Annotated in this window: 16 protein-coding genes; 6 read left to right on the forward strand and 10 right to left on the reverse strand. The window is 56.2% G+C overall.

Going from position 1 to position 19,470, the window contains the following annotated elements; all coding sequences use genetic code 11:
* Positions 1–217: 217 nt before the first annotated feature.
* The 3 genes from coaA to IDH45_RS30480 all read right to left on the reverse strand — a co-directional run bounded on the left by coaA (position 218) and on the right by IDH45_RS30480 (position 3,685).
* On the reverse strand, positions 218–1,138 hold the full coding sequence (gene coaA / locus IDH45_RS30470) for a type I pantothenate kinase (protein ID WP_190931928.1): 921 nt from the start codon (positions 1,136–1,138) through the stop codon (positions 218–220).
* 439 nt (positions 1,139–1,577) lie between these two features.
* On the reverse strand, positions 1,578–2,972 hold the full coding sequence (locus tag IDH45_RS30475; protein WP_190931929.1) for a sensor histidine kinase: 1,395 nt from the start codon (positions 2,970–2,972) through the stop codon (positions 1,578–1,580).
* Positions 2,969–3,685, reverse strand: coding sequence for a response regulator transcription factor (locus tag IDH45_RS30480; protein ID WP_190931930.1), 717 nt, complete (start codon positions 3,683–3,685; stop codon positions 2,969–2,971). Before IDH45_RS30480 ends, IDH45_RS30475 begins: the two co-directional genes overlap by 4 nt.
* A gap of 164 nt (positions 3,686–3,849) precedes the next feature.
* Between IDH45_RS30480 and IDH45_RS30485 the strand changes: the two genes are divergently transcribed.
* Entirely contained in the window at positions 3,850–4,704 is an 855-nt protein-coding gene (locus IDH45_RS30485; RefSeq protein ID WP_190931931.1) for a hypothetical protein, read from the forward strand.
* Between the two features lie 256 nt (positions 4,705–4,960).
* On the opposite strand, the gene IDH45_RS30490 is transcribed toward IDH45_RS30485, so the two are convergent.
* The 3 genes from IDH45_RS30490 to IDH45_RS30500 all read right to left on the reverse strand — a co-directional run bounded on the left by IDH45_RS30490 (position 4,961) and on the right by IDH45_RS30500 (position 8,196).
* Positions 4,961–5,278 carry a hypothetical protein gene (locus IDH45_RS30490; RefSeq protein ID WP_190931932.1) on the reverse strand — a complete coding sequence of 106 codons (318 nt, stop codon included), beginning with the start codon at positions 5,276–5,278 and terminating at the stop codon, positions 4,961–4,963.
* Complete coding sequence (locus tag IDH45_RS30495; protein WP_190931933.1) at positions 5,259–6,788, reverse strand: right-handed parallel beta-helix repeat-containing protein; 1,530 nt, start codon at positions 6,786–6,788, stop codon at positions 5,259–5,261. The genes IDH45_RS30490 and IDH45_RS30495 overlap by 20 nt, the downstream gene beginning before the upstream one ends.
* Positions 6,789–6,900: 112 nt before the next feature.
* The gene (locus tag IDH45_RS30500) at positions 6,901–8,196 is read right to left on the reverse strand and encodes an ABC transporter substrate-binding protein (protein WP_190931934.1); all 1,296 of its coding nucleotides are present in this window, start codon (positions 8,194–8,196) and stop codon (positions 6,901–6,903) included.
* Positions 8,197–8,413: 217 nt separating this feature from the next.
* Here IDH45_RS30500 and IDH45_RS30505 point away from each other — a divergent pair, with 217 nt between their 5' ends.
* A complete protein-coding gene (locus IDH45_RS30505; RefSeq protein ID WP_190931935.1) occupies positions 8,414–9,475 on the forward strand; it encodes a LacI family DNA-binding transcriptional regulator in 1,062 nt (353 codons plus the stop codon).
* Positions 9,476–10,077: 602 nt separating this feature from the next.
* On the opposite strand, the gene IDH45_RS30510 is transcribed toward IDH45_RS30505, so the two are convergent.
* On the reverse strand, positions 10,078–11,067 hold the full coding sequence (locus tag IDH45_RS30510; protein ID WP_190931936.1) for a Gfo/Idh/MocA family protein: 990 nt from the start codon (positions 11,065–11,067) through the stop codon (positions 10,078–10,080).
* Positions 11,068–11,144: 77 nt separating this feature from the next.
* Positions 11,145–11,894: a class I SAM-dependent methyltransferase gene (locus tag IDH45_RS30515; RefSeq protein ID WP_190931937.1), complete on the reverse strand. Its 750-nt coding sequence runs from the start codon at positions 11,892–11,894 to the stop codon at positions 11,145–11,147.
* Between the two features lie 443 nt (positions 11,895–12,337).
* On the opposite strand from IDH45_RS30515, the gene katA reads away from it, so the two are divergent.
* Positions 12,338–13,786 carry a catalase KatA gene (gene katA, locus IDH45_RS30520; RefSeq protein ID WP_190931938.1) on the forward strand — a complete coding sequence of 483 codons (1,449 nt, stop codon included), beginning with the start codon at positions 12,338–12,340 and terminating at the stop codon, positions 13,784–13,786.
* 143 nt (positions 13,787–13,929) lie between these two features.
* Here the strand turns inward: katA and IDH45_RS30525 are convergent, their stop codons facing one another.
* Positions 13,930–14,235 (reverse strand): AraC family ligand binding domain-containing protein, encoded by a 306-nt coding sequence (locus IDH45_RS30525; RefSeq protein WP_190931939.1) that lies wholly within the window; start codon positions 14,233–14,235, stop codon positions 13,930–13,932.
* A gap of 298 nt (positions 14,236–14,533) precedes the next feature.
* Between IDH45_RS30525 and IDH45_RS30530 the strand changes: the two genes are divergently transcribed.
* The 3 genes from IDH45_RS30530 to IDH45_RS30540 are packed head-to-tail and all read left to right on the forward strand — an operon-like array spanning position 14,534 to position 18,269.
* Positions 14,534–15,622, forward strand: coding sequence for a GerAB/ArcD/ProY family transporter (locus IDH45_RS30530; protein WP_190931940.1), 1,089 nt, complete (start codon positions 14,534–14,536; stop codon positions 15,620–15,622).
* Entirely contained in the window at positions 15,619–17,103 is a 1,485-nt protein-coding gene (locus IDH45_RS30535; protein ID WP_190931941.1) for a spore germination protein, read from the forward strand. The genes IDH45_RS30530 and IDH45_RS30535 overlap by 4 nt, the downstream gene beginning before the upstream one ends.
* 5 nt (positions 17,104–17,108) lie before the next feature.
* On the forward strand, positions 17,109–18,269 hold the full coding sequence (locus tag IDH45_RS30540; RefSeq protein WP_190931942.1) for a Ger(x)C family spore germination protein: 1,161 nt from the start codon (positions 17,109–17,111) through the stop codon (positions 18,267–18,269).
* 126 nt (positions 18,270–18,395) lie between these two features.
* Here the strand turns inward: IDH45_RS30540 and IDH45_RS30545 are convergent, their stop codons facing one another.
* Positions 18,396–19,271, reverse strand: coding sequence for a radical SAM/SPASM domain-containing protein (locus IDH45_RS30545; protein ID WP_223837158.1), 876 nt, complete (start codon positions 19,269–19,271; stop codon positions 18,396–18,398).
* Positions 19,272–19,470 lie beyond the last annotated feature (199 nt).

The following is a 19,470-nucleotide window of genomic DNA, read 5'->3' on the forward strand; positions in this document are numbered from 1 at the left end:
CTGCGTCTGCCTGCTAGCTACGGGGCGGCTTGGCCCCTACCCCGGCTGAACTTTCATCAGCTAGTTGTGCCTAGCTTGGCTAGGCGCGCAGAGGTGCAAACCACCCTTATCCGGCAACACTTCCCGCAGCAAGGCACTTCCATCGGTTAGATCACCCGCACACGCTGGCGGCCCCCATCCTCCCCGCGCCACCCTGCAACAAAACAAAGCGCTGCCCCTACTTACGGAGCAGCACTTTGCGAATTTCGTGATTCGAGCCCTTCTGCAGCAGCAGTTGGGCCCGCCCTTTGGTCGGGGATATATTTTGGCGGAGGTTAACGGCGTTAATCTCTTCCCAAATCTGCGTAGCGGTCTGGACCGACTCTTCCTCCGTTAAGGTGGAGTACCGGTGAAAGTACGAGTCGGGATTGCGGAACGCCGAATCCCGCAGCATCCGGAACCGCTCGATGTACCACCGCTTGATGTCGCTCTCTTCCGCATCGAGATAGATCGAGAAATCGAAAAAGTCGCTGACGAACACTTGCGACTCCTTGTTCACCTGAAGCACGTTAATGCCTTCCACGATGAGAATGTCCGGAGCGCGGACGACCTGCGCCCGATCCGGCACGATATCGTATACAAGATGGGAGTAAACCGGGGCCGTCACCTCCGGCTTGCCGCCCTTCACTTCGGTCAAAAATTGCAGCAGCCGCTTAATATCGTAGCTCTCGGGAAACCCTTTTTTCTTCATCAGCCCGCGTTCCTGCAACACCCGGTTCGGGTGCAAAAAGCCGTCCGTTGTAATCAGGTCCACATTGCGATGATTCGTCCACCGGGACAGCAGCAGCTGGAGCAGACGAGCCGCCGTGCTTTTTCCGACTGCGACGCTTCCGGCGATCCCGATAATGTATGGCGACTTCGCTTCCTGGCTGCCTGTAAAATAAGCGGCCGACTTGTACAACTGCTGCGAGGCAGCCACGTACAAATTAATCAACCGGGTAATGGGATGGTAGATTTGCTCCGCTTCCTGGAACGGAATCTGGTCGTTCAACCCTTTCAGCTTCTCGAATTCTTCCTTCGTGAGCGGAAGCGGCGTATGGTCCCGGATCGCCGACCACTCCTCCCGGCTAAACTCCATGTACAACGAATGGCGATTCATGTATGCGCTCTCCACCGATCTGTAGTAACTGAAAAAAGTATGCACGAGGCGGAGCGGCACGTCAAGCAAAACTTAACCTCGCCAATCGGCCGCCAGAACGCAAGACCCGGCGTTCCCCCCCCGCGATTTTGCGGGCGGCAGGAGCGGTGAGGAGCGGTAACCGCCACGATCGCGTATAAAAGATCCGCTGAATCCGCTGAAATACGGCCCGCCGGGGACGCCTCCCGGCTGCAGGCCAACCCGCTGCGCCTTACCATCTGCCGCAGCTCAAGGCCCCGCCCTGCTACCGGTACCCGCATGCTTCGGTCGCCCAAGCCGCTTCATCGGCCAGTATGGACGAAACGGCCCGACTTCAAACCGGCCGCGGAAGCGCACACCGCACGCTCACGGCCCGGCACGTTGGCGCCGGGAGCGCGGCCGGCCGACCAGCCGCTGGCGCTCACGCGGTCGCCACGGTCTCCATTCCGGGGAAACGCATCGTCATCTCGGCCCCTCCCTCCGGAATGTTCCTCGCCGCGATCCGGCCGCCGCAACGCTCGACGATCGCCCGGGATATCGCCAGCCCGAGCCCGGTTTCCCCGTCCTTTCCTTTCACGAACCGGTGGAACAGGTGCGGGAGCAGCTTGTCCGGTATCCCCCGCCCGTCGTCGACGACGGCGATGATGATCTGTTTATGCTGAATCCGCACCTGAATCCGGATTCGTTGGCTCGCATACCGGGCCGCGTTGCCCACGACGTTGATCAAAGCTTGCAGCAGCTTGTCCCGGTCGGCCCGAACCGCCAGCCGCTCTTTGTCGTTTGCGTCCAGCTCCGTCTCAATCGTGATCCCGTTTTGCACCAGTATCGGATTCAGCCGCTCCACCGTCTCCTCGATCAGCTCGGGGATCGCAACGGTGCCGAACCGGAAGCTGTTCTCCTCGCCGTCGAGCTTGGCAAGCAGCGTCATCTCCGTCACGATGTTCCGCAGTCTGGCGCTCTCGCTGATGATGACGTTCAGCCCTTTCCCGGCTTGCTCGCCTTCGAATACGCCGTCGCGGATTCCTTCCGCATAACCGGCGATCGACATGAGCGGCGTCTTCAGTTCATGGGACGCATTTTGAATAAACTGCTTCTGAATGCGGTTATATTTCTCCAGTTCCCCGGCCAGGTTGTATACCGTCTGCGCAACATCGCCGATCTCTCCTCCGGCCTGAATGAGCCGGACTTCCGAGAACCTGCGGTTCTCCACCTTCTGAAGCTCGCCCTGCAATTGCAGCAGCGGACGAATCAGTCTCCTTGTAATGAAGAGGCTCAGCAAAAACACAAGCCCTGCGCCGACGAACAACACGATCAGCAGCCGGCCCAGCAGCGACAGCTCGATCTCTTTTATTTTACTCATCGGCGTAAAAAGCGTAAGCGTCCCTTGCGGAATTGAGCTTTTGGAAACCAGGTACTGGATATCCTCGGCTTCCCGCAGTTTCTGGATACTCACCACTCCGGGGGCGGCCGCCGCCGCAGCCGTGCCGAACGTAGAAGTCCAGACCGGAACCGCGTCCACCGTGCTGAACACTACGTTTTCGGTGGAATCCGTGATGACCGCCCCGACACCCGTAACCGGCGCAGCCGTAATGGTAGCGGCCATGGAGGCGACGGCATTGTCCCCGCCTGACTCGACGAAGGTCAGATCGCTGATCGCAATCGTAGACGTGATCGACCGTTCGATCGCCGTCATATCTTTTTTCTGAACCTCGATAAAGTGATCCATTAACACATAGTGGAAAATAACGGCCGTCACGCTCAGCACCAACACAAGCATCAAGCCGAACGCCAAATTAATCTGGTGCAGCAGCTTCATTCCCCCGCCACCTCCGCTTCCATGCGCAGCCGGTAGCCGTGTCCCCATACCGCTTCCACGGGAAGCTGCTCGATTTTTTTGCGAAGCCGCTTCACCAGATGATCGACGGCCCGGTCGCTGCCGAAATAGTCGTCCCCCCACACCAGGGTGAGCAGCTCGTCCCTGGCGAAGGCGCGGTTCGGACGTTCTGCGAACGCTTGAAGCAGCGCGAATTCCTTAAACGTCACGTCGACCTCGTCCCCGCACCAGAACGCCCGCCGCTCTTCCTGCACGAGCTGCAGCTGGCCGGCTCCGAGCTGAAGCACCAGCGCCTCGCCCTGCTTCATGTCTTCCGGAGTTTTCAGCTTATGCGTGCGCTGCAGCTGCCTCTTGATCCGGGCGACCAGCTCGCGTGGGCTGAACGGCTTGACCATATAATCGTCGCTCCCCAGCTCCAAACCTAATATTTTGTCAACGTCGGTATCCCGGGCCGAAATCATAATGATCGGCACCTCCGCCTCCCGGCGGATTCGCCTGCAAAACTCGTAACCGTCCATGCCGGGCAGCATAATATCGAGCACCCACATATCCGGGGGAGCCGTCTTCCACTGCTCCCAGGCTTCCTCGGCGGAGGCGAGCGCGGCCGTGCGGTACTGCTCCTTTTTCAAGTAGGCTTCCACCAGTTCGCGTATATGAGGATCGTCGTCTACGATTGCGATTAAGTAGTTGTTCATCCATCCAGCCTCCTGCAGTTCCTTTCGTATTAATATTGTAGCAAAACCGCAGCCGCAGTAGCGTTCTGCCATCGTTTTTCCACAATTTCTCGGACGATTTGCCACAGACGGCCGGTACACTGAAGCCTGTAACCACCCATCAACCTTAAAGGAGTGCTGTACCGATGAACTACAAACAAATGTTGAAAACCGCCGCTTTGTCCACCTTGCTGTTGTCTGCCGTGGGAGCCCCGGCCGCCATGGCCGAAACTGCCGATCAAACGAACGCCAAGCCGGTGCAAATGACCGAAACGGTCATTGCCAAAAAGCTGCTGGACCCGCTCAAGCTGGCCGAAACGTATGCGCCGGAAACGGTCGAAGACTGGAAACAGACGCTGGACGCGTATACGTCGCTCACCCCGAAAATGTTGTTCTGGGCGAAAAGTGCCGACGGCCAGCCGCTGAACATTCAAACGGTGCCGCTTAGCGAGGCTGTGGCGGTCGAAGGCCAGTTCGCCGTGAAAGCCGACGTGAAGTTTGAGGAGATGAAGCCGCTTGACGGAAACGAATTTTTCAAAACGGTTACGATGGTGAAGCGGGTTAATGACGATACCTTCGCCATAGAGCCGGCAACTGCGGATTCCAACGGGGACGAAGCAGAAGCCGGAGGCTTGAACGAGGCAGCCGTTACCATCTCGGTAACTGCCGTTCCGGCCCTCAAGGTTTCCGCCGAAGCCGGTGATACAATCACTGATCCAAGCGCCGAAGCAATCGCTGCCGATACGGTCAGCTTCTCGATCGCGTCTGCAGGCGTCGTGGACTCGACCATCGGCGCCAGCGCTTTCGCCGAAGGCTGGAAGCAGCTTGAAGAAGCCGTCCAATCCGATGACGGACAAGCCATCAAGCAGGCGTTAGCTACTCAGTTGGAGTTGTACAAGCAGAGAATTACGGAGCTGCAAGAGGCGAAGGCGAACGTGACTACGCTGCAAGCAATTCCGGCAGTTCCCTCTGCTCCGGCCGCATCCGCAGACAAAGAATAAAGGATGCGCTTGTGCGGGGAGACGTCGTCTAAGCGCAGCCTGAACCGTACTTCGGTCCCAAACTCGTGCAACCGGGACGGCTCTGCCATCGGGACCGCTCACGCTCAACATCCCTGCCGCCCGAGCCCTGCTTGACGACCGCCCCCGCGTGATACCAAAAGGGTTGCCCCTAAGTCTTATGCAGACTTTAGAGGCAACCCTTATACGGCTTCCAGCCGGCGAGCCGAAGCCGACAGAGCCTAACAAACTGCCGAGGCTACGCTTTCGCCTCCCATAAAAGGGCGGTATCCGCCGTCGGAATCTGGGAGCAGCGCACCGTAAAATGCGTAGCCGTCATGTCCGTTACCCAGATATGTCCCGTATTACCGAGAGGGGTTGGAGAAATGTAGGATGGGACGACTCCCAGATTGTGCTCAATGTAGACAGAATCGGTGTTCGCATTTATAGAGGCCGTTCCGTTCTTAACTGCACCGATATAGCCGAACGGAGCCCACGTCCCCGGTTCGCCTCCCTCGATGCAGACGTAACCGAGCGGCTTGCCTCTTCCTACATCTTTATTCCATATAACGGACATCGGCGAATAGGCGCCGGCTGCGGGAACGGCGGTATCGTAACGCTGAACGGAGCTGCCGAGCGTAAAGTCGCCGCTTAGTTTCCCTTTGCCTTTCGGCGTCACGGCCGGTTCGTAAGCTATCTTTTCCCCGGTATTGGGGCAATCGTAGCTGTTGTTCGCCCTCGCCCGCTGTTACGTCCTCGACCGTATTGCCCGTGATCGAGCTTTCGCCGCCCGGGTTGCGCGAAGGATTGTTAACCGAGGAGTTGTCCATACGAATCCCGGCCATTTTGACATGTTGGATCGTATTGCCGGATATCGTAAAGTTCGTCACGCTAGAGAGGCCGATCCCGTAACGCAAATTTTTGAACGTATTGCCGCTAATGACCAGATTGTGGATGTTGCGCTCGGCCGTTCCCGACACTTCCTCATTCGAAGTGACGCCGCCGCCAATCGTAGAGGTAAGTCCGAACGTATTTACCCCGTCGTACAGGAAGTTGCCTATAATTTCCCCGTTATACATGCCTTCCGGGTTGCCGGCATGCTTCAGCAGGATACCGTCGCCGTTATGATGGTGGATTCTGTTGTTCGAGACCCGCCAGTTCCGGCTTCCGCCGATCCTGATCCCTTCTTCGCCCAGGAAGTAAACGTCGTTGCCCTCCAACGTGAAGTTGTCGCAAAAATGGATATGAATCGCATCGGTCCGGTAAGAGATGTCCAGCTTCGACAGTCTGAATTTGCCCGAATCTTTGATATAGATCCCGAAGGCTTGCTTGGAATGCAGCTTCGATGTTTTCGAGCTGGATATTTTCAGACTTTCCACGAAAAAGTCGGAGCAGCCCAGAAACGAAAGCACCGTTACGGTGTCGGACGTGTTGTCCAGGAAAATCTCCGCTTTGACTCCAAGAAAGCTGACTTTCTGTCCCGTAAGCGAGAACCCCTCTGTCACTCTGTATTTTCCATTCGGGAAGTAGAGTATGCCCCCTTGCGGAAAAGCGGCGGACACATAGCCGATCGCGCCGCGAATCGCCGCCGTATCGTCTGTCGTTCCGTCTCCCTTCGCCCCGAACCACCGGACATCGACGGAATCGTCAGCCATCAATCGCTTGAACCGGGCACCGGATGCGGCTGCGAGTATCGTCCCCGTATTGTCTGCCGAAGTCGTGTCCGCCGGGTCGTAGGCGAAATGTCCCTCTTGCCCTTCATCCCGTACAAAATAGAGCAGTCTCGAATCGGGACGAGTATGGGCCCGAAGCTCGGCAACCGTAGCCGTAACGACCAAACCCGCCGTTCTAAGCTCGGGCCATATGCTTCTGCCGTCCGGCCCGTCATAGACGGAACCGCCGACCGACTGTTCGCCCTTGCCGAATGCCGTCGAGGGTCCAGGAAGCATACTGCCCGCGGCTATCGCCGCTCCCGCCATCCCGATCGCCGTCAGCAGCTTTCTGCGGCTTACCTGGACACCCGGTTCCTCCGGCCGGTCTTGCACCTTGCTCATTTCCGCGCGCTGTCCCATCTTTTCATTAGACATCCAAATCCCTCCTTCATGTACTCACACGTACAGCCGGACTGAATCTCTGTCTCTTCCTGCAAACAACTGCCGTCCGTGCGTCCCAGGCCAACCGGTTAACCGCTCCACTTCCCTATTTAGCCTGCAACTTCGCCTTTTCGGCCTGAATCGCTTTATTGATCTCTTCGTCGAAGTTTCGCAAGATCGTGTTCGTATCGTCGGGACTTTCCAACAGCTTGGTGAAATTGACGCCCACGTTCGTCAACTGTTCGGCCCGCGGCGGGAATGCCGGCGCATCGGGATAGTAGTAAAGCGCCTGAACGTTTTTGCCTTTCCATTGCGGCAAATCTTGGCCGAACGCTTTGCGGACCTCCGGATCGGCGAGCGGCGTTCCGACCGCCTGCCTCGTCAGCTTGGCCTGAAATTCCGACGACACCAGAAAAGCCATCACCCGAAACGCCTCATCCTTATGCTGCGACGTCGACGACAGGAACAAGGAGAGCGTGGCCGGCTTGAACCCGGTCTTCGGCTTTTGCGGCAGCTCCGGCACCGACGCCACATCCCAATCGAGATCGGGGCCCGCTTGGCTGATCGCTCCCGAATCGAGCACCATCGCCACCGTGCCTTTGACCGATTCGGTGACGGGTACGAATTTGTTGTTCGGGATTTCGCCGAACCGGCGCAAATTGTTCAGCAGCAGCTTCCAGCCGTCCGTATTCATCGCCGCCTTGTCTTCCTTCGGGTCCAGCGGGCTAAGCGACAGCTGATTATTCAGCATGATATTGTTCGGCACGGCGGTAAATCCGTAGTAGGTCGTGCCGGCGTCGGTCCGTGTCAGCCTTTTCGCCAAATCATACACTTCGTCCCAGGTCAACCCGTCCTTCGGATAAGCCGCCCCGAAACGGTCGAACAAGTTTTTGTTGTAGAAGAGTCCATACCGGTTCATCGTAAACGGAAGTCCGTACAGCTTCCCTTCGCTGTTGGTCGACATGGCGTGAGCCAGCACGTTCGGCTCGAACGTATCCAGCTTGAAGTTATGCAGCTTGATCTGCTCCTGCAGGTCGACGTGCAGACCGTTCTGCTTGATCGAGCTGACCGTAAAGGCCGTCGAGTCGTAAATGATGTCGACTGCGGTTTGGGCGGTGATCCAGTCCGTGTATTCCATGCCTTTCTCTCTTTTGAACAATTGAAGCGTAATGTGAGGGAACTTCTTCTTTACCGCTTCCAGAATGCCCATCTTCTCAAAATCTACCGCCCCGGGCTGCGCATTGTACAAGGTCAGCGTCACCGGCTTAAGCGCTTCCCCACCGTTTGGCTGTACCTGTCCTCCTAGTTCTCCCTTTCCTCCGTCTCCACTTCCTCCGCAACCGCTTACAATAGTGGCCGATACTAACAAGCACACGGCGGGTTTTCCCCATTTTATCGTCATGCCTTGCCCCTCCTCTGCTTCCTATATGGTGCGGAGACACGGTTGATCATTCATCTGATACTCATTATAAGCGTCTTCCGGAGCGCTTCCAGTTCCATTTTAGTGGGAGCAAAAAGGCGGTTACGGAGCGGTTTCGCGAATTGCTGTAAGCCCTTTCTTTCGGGTCTGTTCGATGTTACGATGAGGGTATACCATTTTCCGTTGACGAGGTGCTTCCATGCCTATTATTAAGTCGGTTACGCTTCGCACGATTGCCAATGAGCTCGGACTGACCGTCAACACCGTCTCCAAAGCATTGAAGGGAAGACCAGGCATGTCCGAGCAGACCCGTCACCTGATCGTTCAGACGGCGGAACGGCTCGGCTATTTTACCAAAGAGCAGATTCGCAGCTTGAAAGCCGAACATATCCTCCCGTATCCGCTCGAGAGGAAACGATTTTTCCTCGTACAAACGACGCAATCCGTCAGCTACTACAAGCTGCTGCTGGAAGGGCTTTACGAGCGCTTCGCTTCGTTCGGCCATCATATCGAGGTGCTGCTGCTGCCTTCCTCCGTCAAGGAAAAAGAGATGGACGGCTGGTTGGATCAGCGCGGTCTCGCCTATACCGACGGCTTGTTCATCGCTCCCAGCATCATGCCGAGGGAGTGGGAGCCGAAGCTGCTCCGCCTGCCGGTTCCGAAAATACTGCTCAACTTCCCCCCTCTCGGAACCCGGGTGGACAGCGTCATCTGGGACATCTACGAAGCAACCTATCAGGCTGTCGCCTATTTGCGTTCGATCGGCCATACTAACATTATGTATGTGGGAGATACGACTCAGCAAAGGGGATATATTTTGCGCTGGCAAGCGTTTCTTCACGCCATGAACGAATTCGGCGCCCGTGTCGATCCGGACGCCCATTCGATCCGCGTGCGGACAAGCCAGGCTTTGTGGAAGGGAGAGCTGTCCGAGAAGCTTGCCCGGTATGCCCCGACCGCCATTTTATGCGGAATCGAAGGTGAAGTTCCTGAAGTGTACCGTCTCTGCTCCGAGCAGCTGGGATTGCGCATTCCCGAGGATCTGTCGATCATCGGCCTGCTGAATCAGCAGCCGGATTCGCTGCCGCCCTTCACGATGCCTCTGCTGGCCATTCGCGAGACCGGTTACCGGGCCGCCGACCGGATGCTTTGGCGGATCGCCAATCCTTCGCTGCCTTATGAGCATATTCGTATCCAAGGGGAGCTGAAGATCGGCAGTACGACGGCGAGTTTGGAGGATAGGGCGGCGACCGTGGAGTAGGTTGGCAGTGCTTGGCGGTGGAATGAAATGCGGCGATTCACGTGGAATGCGGGGATTTACTGTGAAAAAACCGCGGGGCTTTGCGGTGGAATGAAAATAAGAGTGGTTTGCAGCTCTTAATCGACAGCTTTTGTCCGGATTTTGCGGGATAGAAGCGATTTGCACCCCTTATTTCTGCGGTTCTGGTGGGAACTGGGACGATCACGGGGAATTAAGAGCTGCAAACCGCTTCTATTTCCAGCCAAGACCCGATTACAGACAAAATAAGTGGTACAAATCGCTCTTAAAGCGTGGGCTCGAGGGACCCGAAGGCTGGAGCAGGGGATTGGGTTCTTGGGTTCTTGGGTTCTTGGGTTCTTGGGTTCTTGGGCTCCACGGGTCCACAGCTCTACGGAACATCCGTCAGGGAGCGAACCTTCTTCCCCCTACGAAGAGCGTCTCATCCAAGCCCCCCTGCGATTGTCTCTGCAGAAGTAGCAGCTTTTCTTGCCGCAAAACGATTCGGATTCGCTGAACCCATCTGCTTTCCATAAAAAAGACGCTTCCGGCACCGCCTCAACAGCGGTATAGGAAGCGCCTGTCCCCGTTCGGCAGGTGGCTCATTAAGAACGCCGATCCGCCGGATAAACGAGCCCCATCTGCCGTCTCGCCTCGTCCATAATCTCCATCGTCCACAACGAGCGGGTCAGCGAATTAACCGGCGATTCCTTGTCCCCGTTCCGAATCAAGCCGATAAAATGTTCCACCTCATACATCATCGAGTGGTCCGCCTGCTCACGGGTGACGTCCTCCGAAGCTCCGCCCCGATAGCGGATCTCCACCTTCTCGGGCTGGCTGATCTTGCTGATGAGCATGTTGCCCGATTCTCCCTGAATTTCCGAAGGCAGGGCGGAGTCGGTAATTTTGGAATATTGAATGACGGCATCCATCTCGGGATAACCAAGCAGCAGGCTCCCTTCCCCGTCAATGCCGGATTCCAGCAGCAGGCCGTTCGCCTGAATCCGCTCCGGCTTGCCGAACAGGACGACGAGCGGGTACAGGCAGTAGATGCCCAGATCCATCAAGCCTCCATTGGAGAAGGCCGGGTTAAACGCGTTCAGCACCGTCCCCTGCTTATACGCATCGTAACGCGAGGAGTATTGGCAGTAGCTCGAGAAAAACCGGCGCACTCGGCCCAGCTTGGGCAGGTTGTCCTGAATCGCCTGGAAATTCGGCATCAGCGTCGATTTCAACGCCTCCATCAGGACGACGCCGTTGCGGCGGGCCGCGTCGATCATCTCCTGCAGCTCCGCCCTGTTCGAAGCGAACGGCTTCTCGCACAACACATGGATGCCCCGGTTCATGCAGCGGACGGCTTGTCCGGCGTGAAACGAGTTGGGGCTCGCAATATAAACCGCGTCGATCTCGCCGCTTGCGGCCATCTCCTCTACATCCGTATACGTAAATGCGGCGCCATGCTTCACGGCAAATTCCTTCGCCTTCTCCTCCGTCCGCGAATAAACCGCAGTCAACCTGAAATGCTCCACTTGCCGCGCCGCCTGCAAAAACGACTCCGTAATCCAATTGGTACCGATAATGCCGAATCTGATCATGGGGAAACTCCTTCGTATCCGTATGTATAGTCCAATCCCCTCTCTCCGCCGGGAGGAGGGGATCGGCTTCTCGTTCTCTACTTCCTTGCGACGATCAGGAACCGGTGCGCATTCGTTCGTATCCCCTGCTCCGTCCGGTTATCCTCTATAAACTGCCGAAGCACTTCAAAGTCGCTTTCCGCCTGTCCGAAGTCCGGGATAATCGGCGCATGCTTGAGCAGGAAGATCAAATCTTCCGCCGACCGATAATACTCCGTTGCATCGTAGCTGGACGACCGGATGTCGGTAAAGCCCGCATCGTTTAACTCCGTTATATATTGATCCTGCAAACAATCGATAGACGCGCCGGACGACTGCCCTCTTCCGAACGCTTCGATCAGATTGATTTTATCTCTCCCGCCCACTTGCTGGGTGATGAAGACACCATCGTCCGCCAATACCCTCGCCACTTCCTTCGCTTCGAAAGGGGCTTGCCGGCATATGACGATCTGGAAGGAACGGTCGGGAAAATCAAGCGCCTCCGCATCCATCTCGAGAAACGCGACGTCCGGCTGATTCGCCTTCCGCCCGTTGCTGCGGGCCGTCTCGATCATCGCCGCAGAGTTGTCGATGCCTACCGCCTGCAGGACGAATCCGGCGATCTTCAACAGCTGTTCTCCGCCGCCTGTACCGATATCCAGCAGCGCCTCCGTGCCGGTGCACACCCGGGTCACTTCGCTTCCGTAATCCCATGCGACTCCTTCGGACAGGCACTTCACCTTGCTGAAATCCCATCCGTTTATCGCACCAACCTGGTCGTACAAACGTTTGTAATCGGTCTCTTTCATATCGTTTCCACCTTCCCGTGTGATGATCCTGCTTGAACGTTCCGCTAGTTCTGAGGTTTTGCCGATCCGGTCCGGACGCTAGACCTCCAAAAGGGCGGACTTCCCCCTTGGCGGCTGGTACGCGTTTTAAATCCAGCCCGGACTTTATCTACCTCGAACGATACGGCTCAGCATCCGGTTCACCCCGATTGGAAAGATTCTCTCCATTATAAATCCAGAACCTGCTTGGGATCAAATAGGCGGTCTGCAGCGCTTTCGGTCCGAAGCTCCCGGACGGCTTTGCAGCGCCGATTCACGTCATCAATTATTTACCAAATAAAACGAAAACCGCGTCGCCGTTAATTAAAATTATTTTAATAAAATATTTATTTCAAAAAGTCATTGATTTTAAAAACGGGAGTATTTATAGTAATAGTCAATACCACATTAGGGGTGAATAGACGATGACCACGAATAAAAACAAGCTGACGACAAGCTGGGGCGCTCCCGTAGGGGACAACCAGAACTCCATGACCGCCGGTTCGCGCGGCCCGACTCTGATTCAGGACGTCCACTTGCTGGAGAAGCTGGCGCATTTCAACCGGGAACGCGTCCCGGAGCGCGTCGTGCATGCCAAAGGCGCCGGGGCGCATGGCTATTTCGAAGTGACGAACGATTTATCCGCTTATACGAAAGCCGACTTTTTGTCCGAGGTCGGAAAACGCACTCCTATGTTTATTCGCTTCTCTACGGTCGCCGGCGAGCTCGGCTCGGCCGATACGGTCCGCGACCCGCGCGGATTCGCTGTAAAATTTTATACGGATGAGGGCAACTATGACCTCGTCGGCAATAATACTCCGGTCTTTTTCATCCGGGATGCGATCAAATTCCCGGACTTTATCCATACGCAGAAGCGCCACCCGCAAACTCACCTGAAAAACCCGAACGCGGTATGGGATTTCTGGTCGCTCTCTCCCGAGTCGCTGCACCAGGTTACGATTCTGATGTCCGACCGCGGCATCCCGGCTACGCTGAGACATATGCACGGCTTCGGAAGCCATACGTTCAAGTGGGTGAATGCTGAAGGCAAAGCCGTTTGGGTAAAATATCATTTCAAAACCGAGCAGGGCATTCAAAATCTGGATGTCGGCCTTGCCGCCAAGCTGGCAGGCGAAAATCCGGACTACCATACGGAAGATTTGTTCAATGCGATCGATCAAGGGGACTTCCCTTCCTGGAAGCTGTGCGTGCAAATTATGCCGCTGGAGGATGCCGATACGTACCGGTTCGATCCGTTCGACGTGACGAAGGTATGGTCGCAGAAAGATTACCCGCTCATTGAAGTAGGCCGGATGGTGCTGGACCGCAATCCGGACAACTATTTCGCGGAAGTCGAGCAGGCGACGTTCTCCCCCGGCTCGTTCGTACCCGGCATCGAGGCTTCGCCGGACAAAATGCTGCAAGGACGTCTGTTCGCTTATTCCGACGCGCACCGGTACCGGGTCGGCGCCAATCACAATACGCTGCCGATCAACCGTCCGAAATCGGAAGTGAACCATTACCAGCGCGACGGCCAGATGCGCTCCGACAACAACGGCGGCGGCTCCGTCTACTACGAGCCGAACAGCTACGGCGGACCGACCGAGTCGCCGGAGCATAAACCAGCGGCCTATGCCGTATCCGGTCAGGCCGACAGCGTCGCCTACGATCACAACGATCACTACACGCAGCCGGGCGACCTGTACCGCCTGATGAGCGAAGAAGAACGCACGCGCCTCGTAGCCAACATCGTAGCCGCGATGAAGCCGGTCGAGAGAGAAGAGATCAAGCTTCGCCAGATCGCCCACTTTACAAAAGCCGACCCGGAATACGGCCGCCGCGTGGCCGAGGGACTGGGACTGACCGGACAATAAGCGCAGGTCTATACGAACCGACCGGGTAGCAGGCATGCTTGATCCGGCCCGTCCGGGACTGCATCGCGTAACGACAAAAAACCTCCATCACTGCGGAAGGCAGCGGACTGGAGGTTTTTGGTTGTCTCGGGCAGGAAATTTTCTTACGAGCGTGCAACCTTGATAACGAGCAGTTCCGCATCCCCGTCCGCCGCATGCACACTGTGTGCTTCCCCGGGCAGGATATGCAGCAGCGTACGCGGATCAAGCGTCACCTGACGGTCCTGAAAGACGAAAACGGCTTGGCCCGACTGGACGACGATCAGCACGTCAGCCTCCGTCCGATGTTCCGGGATCGTCTCTCCCGCCCGCAATTGCAGCTGCATAACCACCGCCTTCCCAAACTCCGCCAATTTGCCGATATGTTTAGGGACGGACCCCAGGTGACTTTCGAGCTTTATCGTCTCCATCATGATCGCTCCTTTGCGATTTTATTGCTGTTAATTGATAATAGTTATCAACAATTCTTATTATATCCTATCCTGCAGAGCCCGCGTGTGATTGCACTCACATCTCCGGTCCAATCTTTGCCTAAACCTCTGACGTCTTTCCTGCCCGCTCCGGGCGGCCAATCCCGTTTGGCCCCGCAATTCGCGGCTTCCTGTCCCGCTTCTGACGAAGTATGTCGCGCGGGAACTCCTGCATAATTGACTCCATAAAGGGGACCCTACCATTTAATGTATAACACTGAAACTTGGAGGCATGGGAGTGGAGAGTTCCTTTTCGAGACTGCAACTTGTTTTTTTGCTGCTGCTGTCACTTGGAATATCGAACCATGTGCTGATTATTCCGCATCTCCTCCAAGCCGCTGGACGCGATGCCTGGATCAGTATCGGGATGGCTTATGCAGTGCTGGTCGTCTGGAGCCTGCTCCTGTATGTAATCCTGAAGTCGATGCGGAGTTCGCCGTTCGACCGCTGGCTGGAAAGCCGGATCGGGGCGATCGGATGCTGGATCGTTGTCGGCGTTTTCGCCATTTATTTGCTGGTCGCGGGAACGATGATTATATTCGATACGGTCAAAAACATAAGCATCTTCTTCCTTCCCCGGACGCCTAATATTTTTATTATCGCCACTTTTATAGGTCTTTGTTTCGGTGCGGCCCGGTCGGGACTGAAAACGCTCGTATACTTATCCGCCATGCTGCTTCCCATCGTATGGATGCTGGGGATAGGCGTGTCGATCATGACGATGGGCAACAAAGACTACGGCATGCTGTTTCCCGCCTTTACCGAAGGGATAGACTCCAGTATTCGGGGCGGAGCTTTGGTGTTTGGCGGGAGTATGGACCTGCTCGTCCTGCTGCTGCTTCAGCACAAAGCGGACAAGCCGTTAAACTACGGCACCGTTTTCGTGCTTCTGACCCTATTGGTCGGCTTGATTATGGGTCCGACTGTAGGAGCTACCGCCGCCTTCGGTCCTTCCCAGGCCGGAAACATGCGCTTTCCCGCTTTTGAGCAATGGAGACTGGTCATGATCGGCAAACAAATCTCCCATGTCGATTTTTTGGCAGCGTTCCAATTGATGGCTGGAAGCATGACAAGAACGGCGCTCGTTATTCATTTGCTGGCTGCACTGCTCGGAGGCCGGTTCCCGAAATTCCGCATGGCGATTGCCCTTCTCTGCACGATCCTCATGTCCTTGCCGTCCCTGCTGAGTGTGAGCGATATCCGGATGCAAGAGCTGATTCACACGTACTTTTACACCGGCTCGCTTTGGTTCGGCCTGGCGCTGACGGCCGTGCTGCTTGCCGCCGTTTTTATGCCACCGAAAGAAAGGAGGATGAACCGTTCATGAAGCCGATTCCCGAAGAAATCGCACTTTATGCCGATTTGGACGCCGTCCTGCGGGACGGAGGCTTGACGATTGCTCAATTAAAAGATGCGTTCGCCCGCTATGCGGATCTTCGCTTTCCGGCCAGCGAGCAGTTCGATAGCAATGAGAAGCTGACGGCCGTTTATTGCGACGGAATGATCGACAAGTTCCAGCTGAACAAATATTTGGCGAAAATGTGCCGGTTCGTCGCCCATCTGCCGTCCTCCAGCCAAAGCACGCATTTGGAATATTCGGACGAGCTGCCGCTGTTCGAGATCAAGCATACGATAGATGACATGCTCACCGAGCTGTTTACCGGCAGCCTGATTATTTATCGGGAAGGGGACGCTTTTTTCTGGACGGCCGATATTTCCGACGTTCCTCAGCGTTCGCTGCAGGAATCCAATACGGAAATTTCGATCAAAGGCCCGAAGGACGCGTTTACGGAAGATTTGTTTACGAACATCTCGCTTATCCGCAAACGGATGCAGACGGGCTTGCTGTTCAGCGAGCAGTTTTTTATCGGAAACTTGAGCAAAACTTGCGTTGTTTTGCTTTATTTGAGCCATAAAGCGAATCCGGACATGGTCGCGGAGGCACGCCGGCGACTGTCCTCGTTCCGGACGGAAAGCATCATAAGCAGCGGGCAGCTTGAAAAATGGCTATCTGACCGGACGTTCTCGCTGTTTCCGCTGATCGATTATATCGGTCGTCCCGACTTCGTCAACGAAACACTGCTGCGCGGACGGCTTGCGATCGTGGTAGACGGGTCGCCAATGGTGCTGATCGGGCCGAGCAATTTCCTTGAGCTGCTGAAAACGCCCGAGGACGTTCACTTTCCTTATCATTACGTCATGTTTCAGCGGGCTTTGCGGATTCTCGGCCTGCTTCTCAGCATTTTCCTGCCGGGCTTCTGGATCGCCATCGCAACGGTAAATCTGGACCAGATTCCGTTTGCGCTGCTGTCGACTGTCGTTATCTCGCGCGAGGGTATCCCGCTTCCTACGTTCCTCGAAGCGTTGCTGCTGCTGTTTCAGTTCGAACTGCTCCGGGAGGCAGGCATCCGGCTGCCCAAGGCGGTCGGGCAAACGATCGGCATCGTCGGCGGGCTGATTATCGGCGATTCGCTGATCCGGGCGGGCCTTGCCTCCCCTACGCTGCTCGTCGTGATCGCGATCTCGGCGGTCGCCACGTTCACTCTGGTCAATCAGTCGCTGTCGGGCACCGTCAGCCTGCTTCGGGTGTTTATTTTAATCGTGTCCTCCTTCCTCGGTATATACGGGTTCTTTTTAAGCATGTTCACGATCCTGATCTACCTGTGCCGGCTCGATTCCTTCGGGCTTGCTTTTCTGGAGCCGATCGTCTCCTTGCGGTTCAAGGAGTGGCTGGACGGGTTTCTCATCAATCCGTTCCGGAGATCCCGCTTCTCTTCCGCGATGATCAACAAGCGAAAAGGGGAGTGACGCCGATGCGAAAATCGGTATTCTCGCTTTTGGCCGCTGTGGCGCTGGCGTTCAGCTCCGGCTGCGCCACCGATGTGAAAGATATCGAAAAGCTGAATTATGCGTCGGCCCTCGGTGTCGACTACAAGGACGGCCACTATTACGGCTACATCCAGTTTATCGATTTTCAGTCGGTGGCCAAGACGGACAACCAGAAACCGGCCGCAAAAATATGGGTCGGCGAAGGGATCGGAAAGTCTTTCGAGGAGGCATTCTTCGACCTGTACCGGTCGGCTCAGGAACGGATCTACTGGGGGCATGTGACCGCTGTTCTGATCAGCGAATCGGCGTTCAAGCAAGGCTTCACGGGGATCTCCGACAGCATTAGCCGGTATTACGAATTTCGGCTGACGCCTTGGGTGTTCGGCACGAGGGATTCTATCAAGGAAATTTTTACGGCTGCGGGATTTTTCGGGCAATCCCCGCTCAGCACGATCCTTCACGAGCCGGAGGGAACTTATTCGCAGGCGTCGCTGATCAAATCGGTCCAGCTTCACCGGCTGATCGGCCAAATCTACGAACCGGGCTACACGTCGTGCATCCCGACGATCGCGCTGAACCGGACCGTTTGGCAGGAGAAACAAAAAAAAGAGCCGAAGCTGATGCTCGACGGCGCGATTTTCCTCAAAAACGAGAAGTTTCGCAGTTATATCCCGCTGAAGGAGCTGGAAGGGCTTCGCTGGGTCCAGCACGGTACCGTGCGCGCAGCCATTCCGGTACCGAACAAGTCGGACTCGACGGCGCAGATCGTCTTCGACGAACCGAAAACGAAGCTGACGCCCGCTTCCGCCGGAGAACAACTTCGTTTTAACATTACCATGAAAGCGGCCGGTTACGTCGTAAACCGGATCAATAACCGGACGCGCGGACTCGGACCGTTAACCGCCCAGGCCAAAGAGGCGATCGAGCGGGAAATCCGGCAAACGTACGAGAACGGACGGAAACATCAGACGGACGTGTTCAATCTGGAGCACACCCTCTACCGCCATCGTTACCGCCAGTGGAAAGCTATGTCGCAGCAGGAGGAACCTCTTCTGACCGAGGATGCGATCCGGCATATCGAGCTCGATCTCAATATAACCCATTCCAGCTCGCAAAAAAACAAACGGATTACGCGCAACGAGTAGCGGTTTTACGGGACAACTCTCGGTCGGTTTCCCGGACACTGCCGAATGCTTCGCACCGCCCGCAGCTCCCGGCCCGCCGTTATGCGGCGCGGCACGGGGGCCGGTCCCAGAAACGGCGCGCCGGATTCAGGCGCCGAACCTTTTCCGGTATCCGCACTTGCGGCACAGCTCCTCGACCGCTTCTCTGCGGGAAAACCCGTAAAACAGATTGTTCGCCCGCTCGCTCTCCACAATGTCCGAGAACGGCGTCTCGTTCACGTTGCCCAGATTAATGACGCCTTCCCCGTCGAGACAACAAGGCACGACGGTTCCGTCGACCAGGATCGCCGCCTGGCTGCGAAGCGCATGGCAGAACCCTTTGCCGTCGTCTTCCGGCGCGCTCAGGCTCGGCCACTCGAACTCGTACTCCTGGTTCAAATAAATATTCGGAGCGATCTTGATTCCGCCGCCCGGTATGACCTTCTCCTCGATCCGGTAGTCGAGGCTAAATTCCTTCTCCAGCATCTCCAGCGTCTCACGGTTCCGGTTGCGCTGCCGGTTGATCTCATTGTCCTGCGTCAGGTTCCACAGCCTGAACGAGATGATGACGCCATGCTGCACCGCTTCGCGGACGAACGAAAATACGGTGCCGAGATACTTCTCCCGGTTCTCCGATCCTTCATGCCCGTCGAAGCTGTGAAGCGAGAAGTTCATTTGCCGCAAGGCCGGCTTGCCGAGCAGTTTCGGCGCCGCTTTGTGCAGAAGCGTACCGTTGGACGTAATATTCACCTTGAACCCTTTGGCATGGCTCGCGTCCAGCAGCTCGTCCAGCTTCGGGTGCAGCAGCGGCTCGCCTTTGACATGCAGGTAAATGTGCTTCGTATGCGGGCGGAGCTGGTCGAGAATCCGGTTGAACGTTTCCGGCTTGATGAAGTTGGCCTTCCGCTCCGTCTGCGGGCAAAAGCTGCAAGCAAGGTTGCATACGCTCGTAATCTCGATATATACTTTTTTGAATGTTTTCAAGTTGCTGCTCCCCACTCCCATATCCATCGGTTTTTAAATTACCAGTATTTGTATCCCTGTTCGGTGTGCATATGAATCTATCTTCGCTCACAACGGACTACTCGTCAAATTGTTAATAGTCCCAGCCTCGGAAGCTCGCTTCCCTGTCGCAGCAGATCAGGGTATATAGCGCTGCTCCTGGCACCAGTAACCATGAAAC

The organism is Paenibacillus oceani (assembly GCF_014705615.1).
In the GTDB taxonomy this organism is placed as follows: domain Bacteria; phylum Bacillota; class Bacilli; order Paenibacillales; family NBRC-103111; genus Paenibacillus_AB; species Paenibacillus_AB oceani.

Coding starts and splice junctions, on each gene's coding strand:
- coaA (WP_190931928.1), bottom strand. CDS start 1,138: ATGAATCGCCATTCGTTGTACATGGAGTTTAGCCGGGAGGAGTGGTCG.
- IDH45_RS30475 (WP_190931929.1), bottom strand. CDS start 2,972: ATGAAGCTGCTGCACCAGATTAATTTGGCGTTCGGCTTGATGCTTGTG.
- IDH45_RS30480 (WP_190931930.1), bottom strand. CDS start 3,685: ATGAACAACTACTTAATCGCAATCGTAGACGACGATCCTCATATACGC.
- IDH45_RS30485 (WP_190931931.1), top strand. CDS start 3,850: ATGAACTACAAACAAATGTTGAAAACCGCCGCTTTGTCCACCTTGCTG.
- IDH45_RS30490 (WP_190931932.1), bottom strand. CDS start 5,278: ATGTCCGTTATATGGAATAAAGATGTAGGAAGAGGCAAGCCGCTCGGT.
- IDH45_RS30495 (WP_190931933.1), bottom strand. CDS start 6,788: ATGTCTAATGAAAAGATGGGACAGCGCGCGGAAATGAGCAAGGTGCAA.
- IDH45_RS30500 (WP_190931934.1), bottom strand. CDS start 8,196: ATGACGATAAAATGGGGAAAACCCGCCGTGTGCTTGTTAGTATCGGCC.
- IDH45_RS30505 (WP_190931935.1), top strand. CDS start 8,414: ATGCCTATTATTAAGTCGGTTACGCTTCGCACGATTGCCAATGAGCTC.
- IDH45_RS30510 (WP_190931936.1), bottom strand. CDS start 11,067: ATGATCAGATTCGGCATTATCGGTACCAATTGGATTACGGAGTCGTTT.
- IDH45_RS30515 (WP_190931937.1), bottom strand. CDS start 11,894: ATGAAAGAGACCGATTACAAACGTTTGTACGACCAGGTTGGTGCGATA.
- katA (WP_190931938.1), top strand. CDS start 12,338: ATGACCACGAATAAAAACAAGCTGACGACAAGCTGGGGCGCTCCCGTA.
- IDH45_RS30525 (WP_190931939.1), bottom strand. CDS start 14,235: ATGGAGACGATAAAGCTCGAAAGTCACCTGGGGTCCGTCCCTAAACAT.
- IDH45_RS30535 (WP_190931941.1), top strand. CDS start 15,619: ATGAAGCCGATTCCCGAAGAAATCGCACTTTATGCCGATTTGGACGCC.
- IDH45_RS30540 (WP_190931942.1), top strand. CDS start 17,109: ATGCGAAAATCGGTATTCTCGCTTTTGGCCGCTGTGGCGCTGGCGTTC.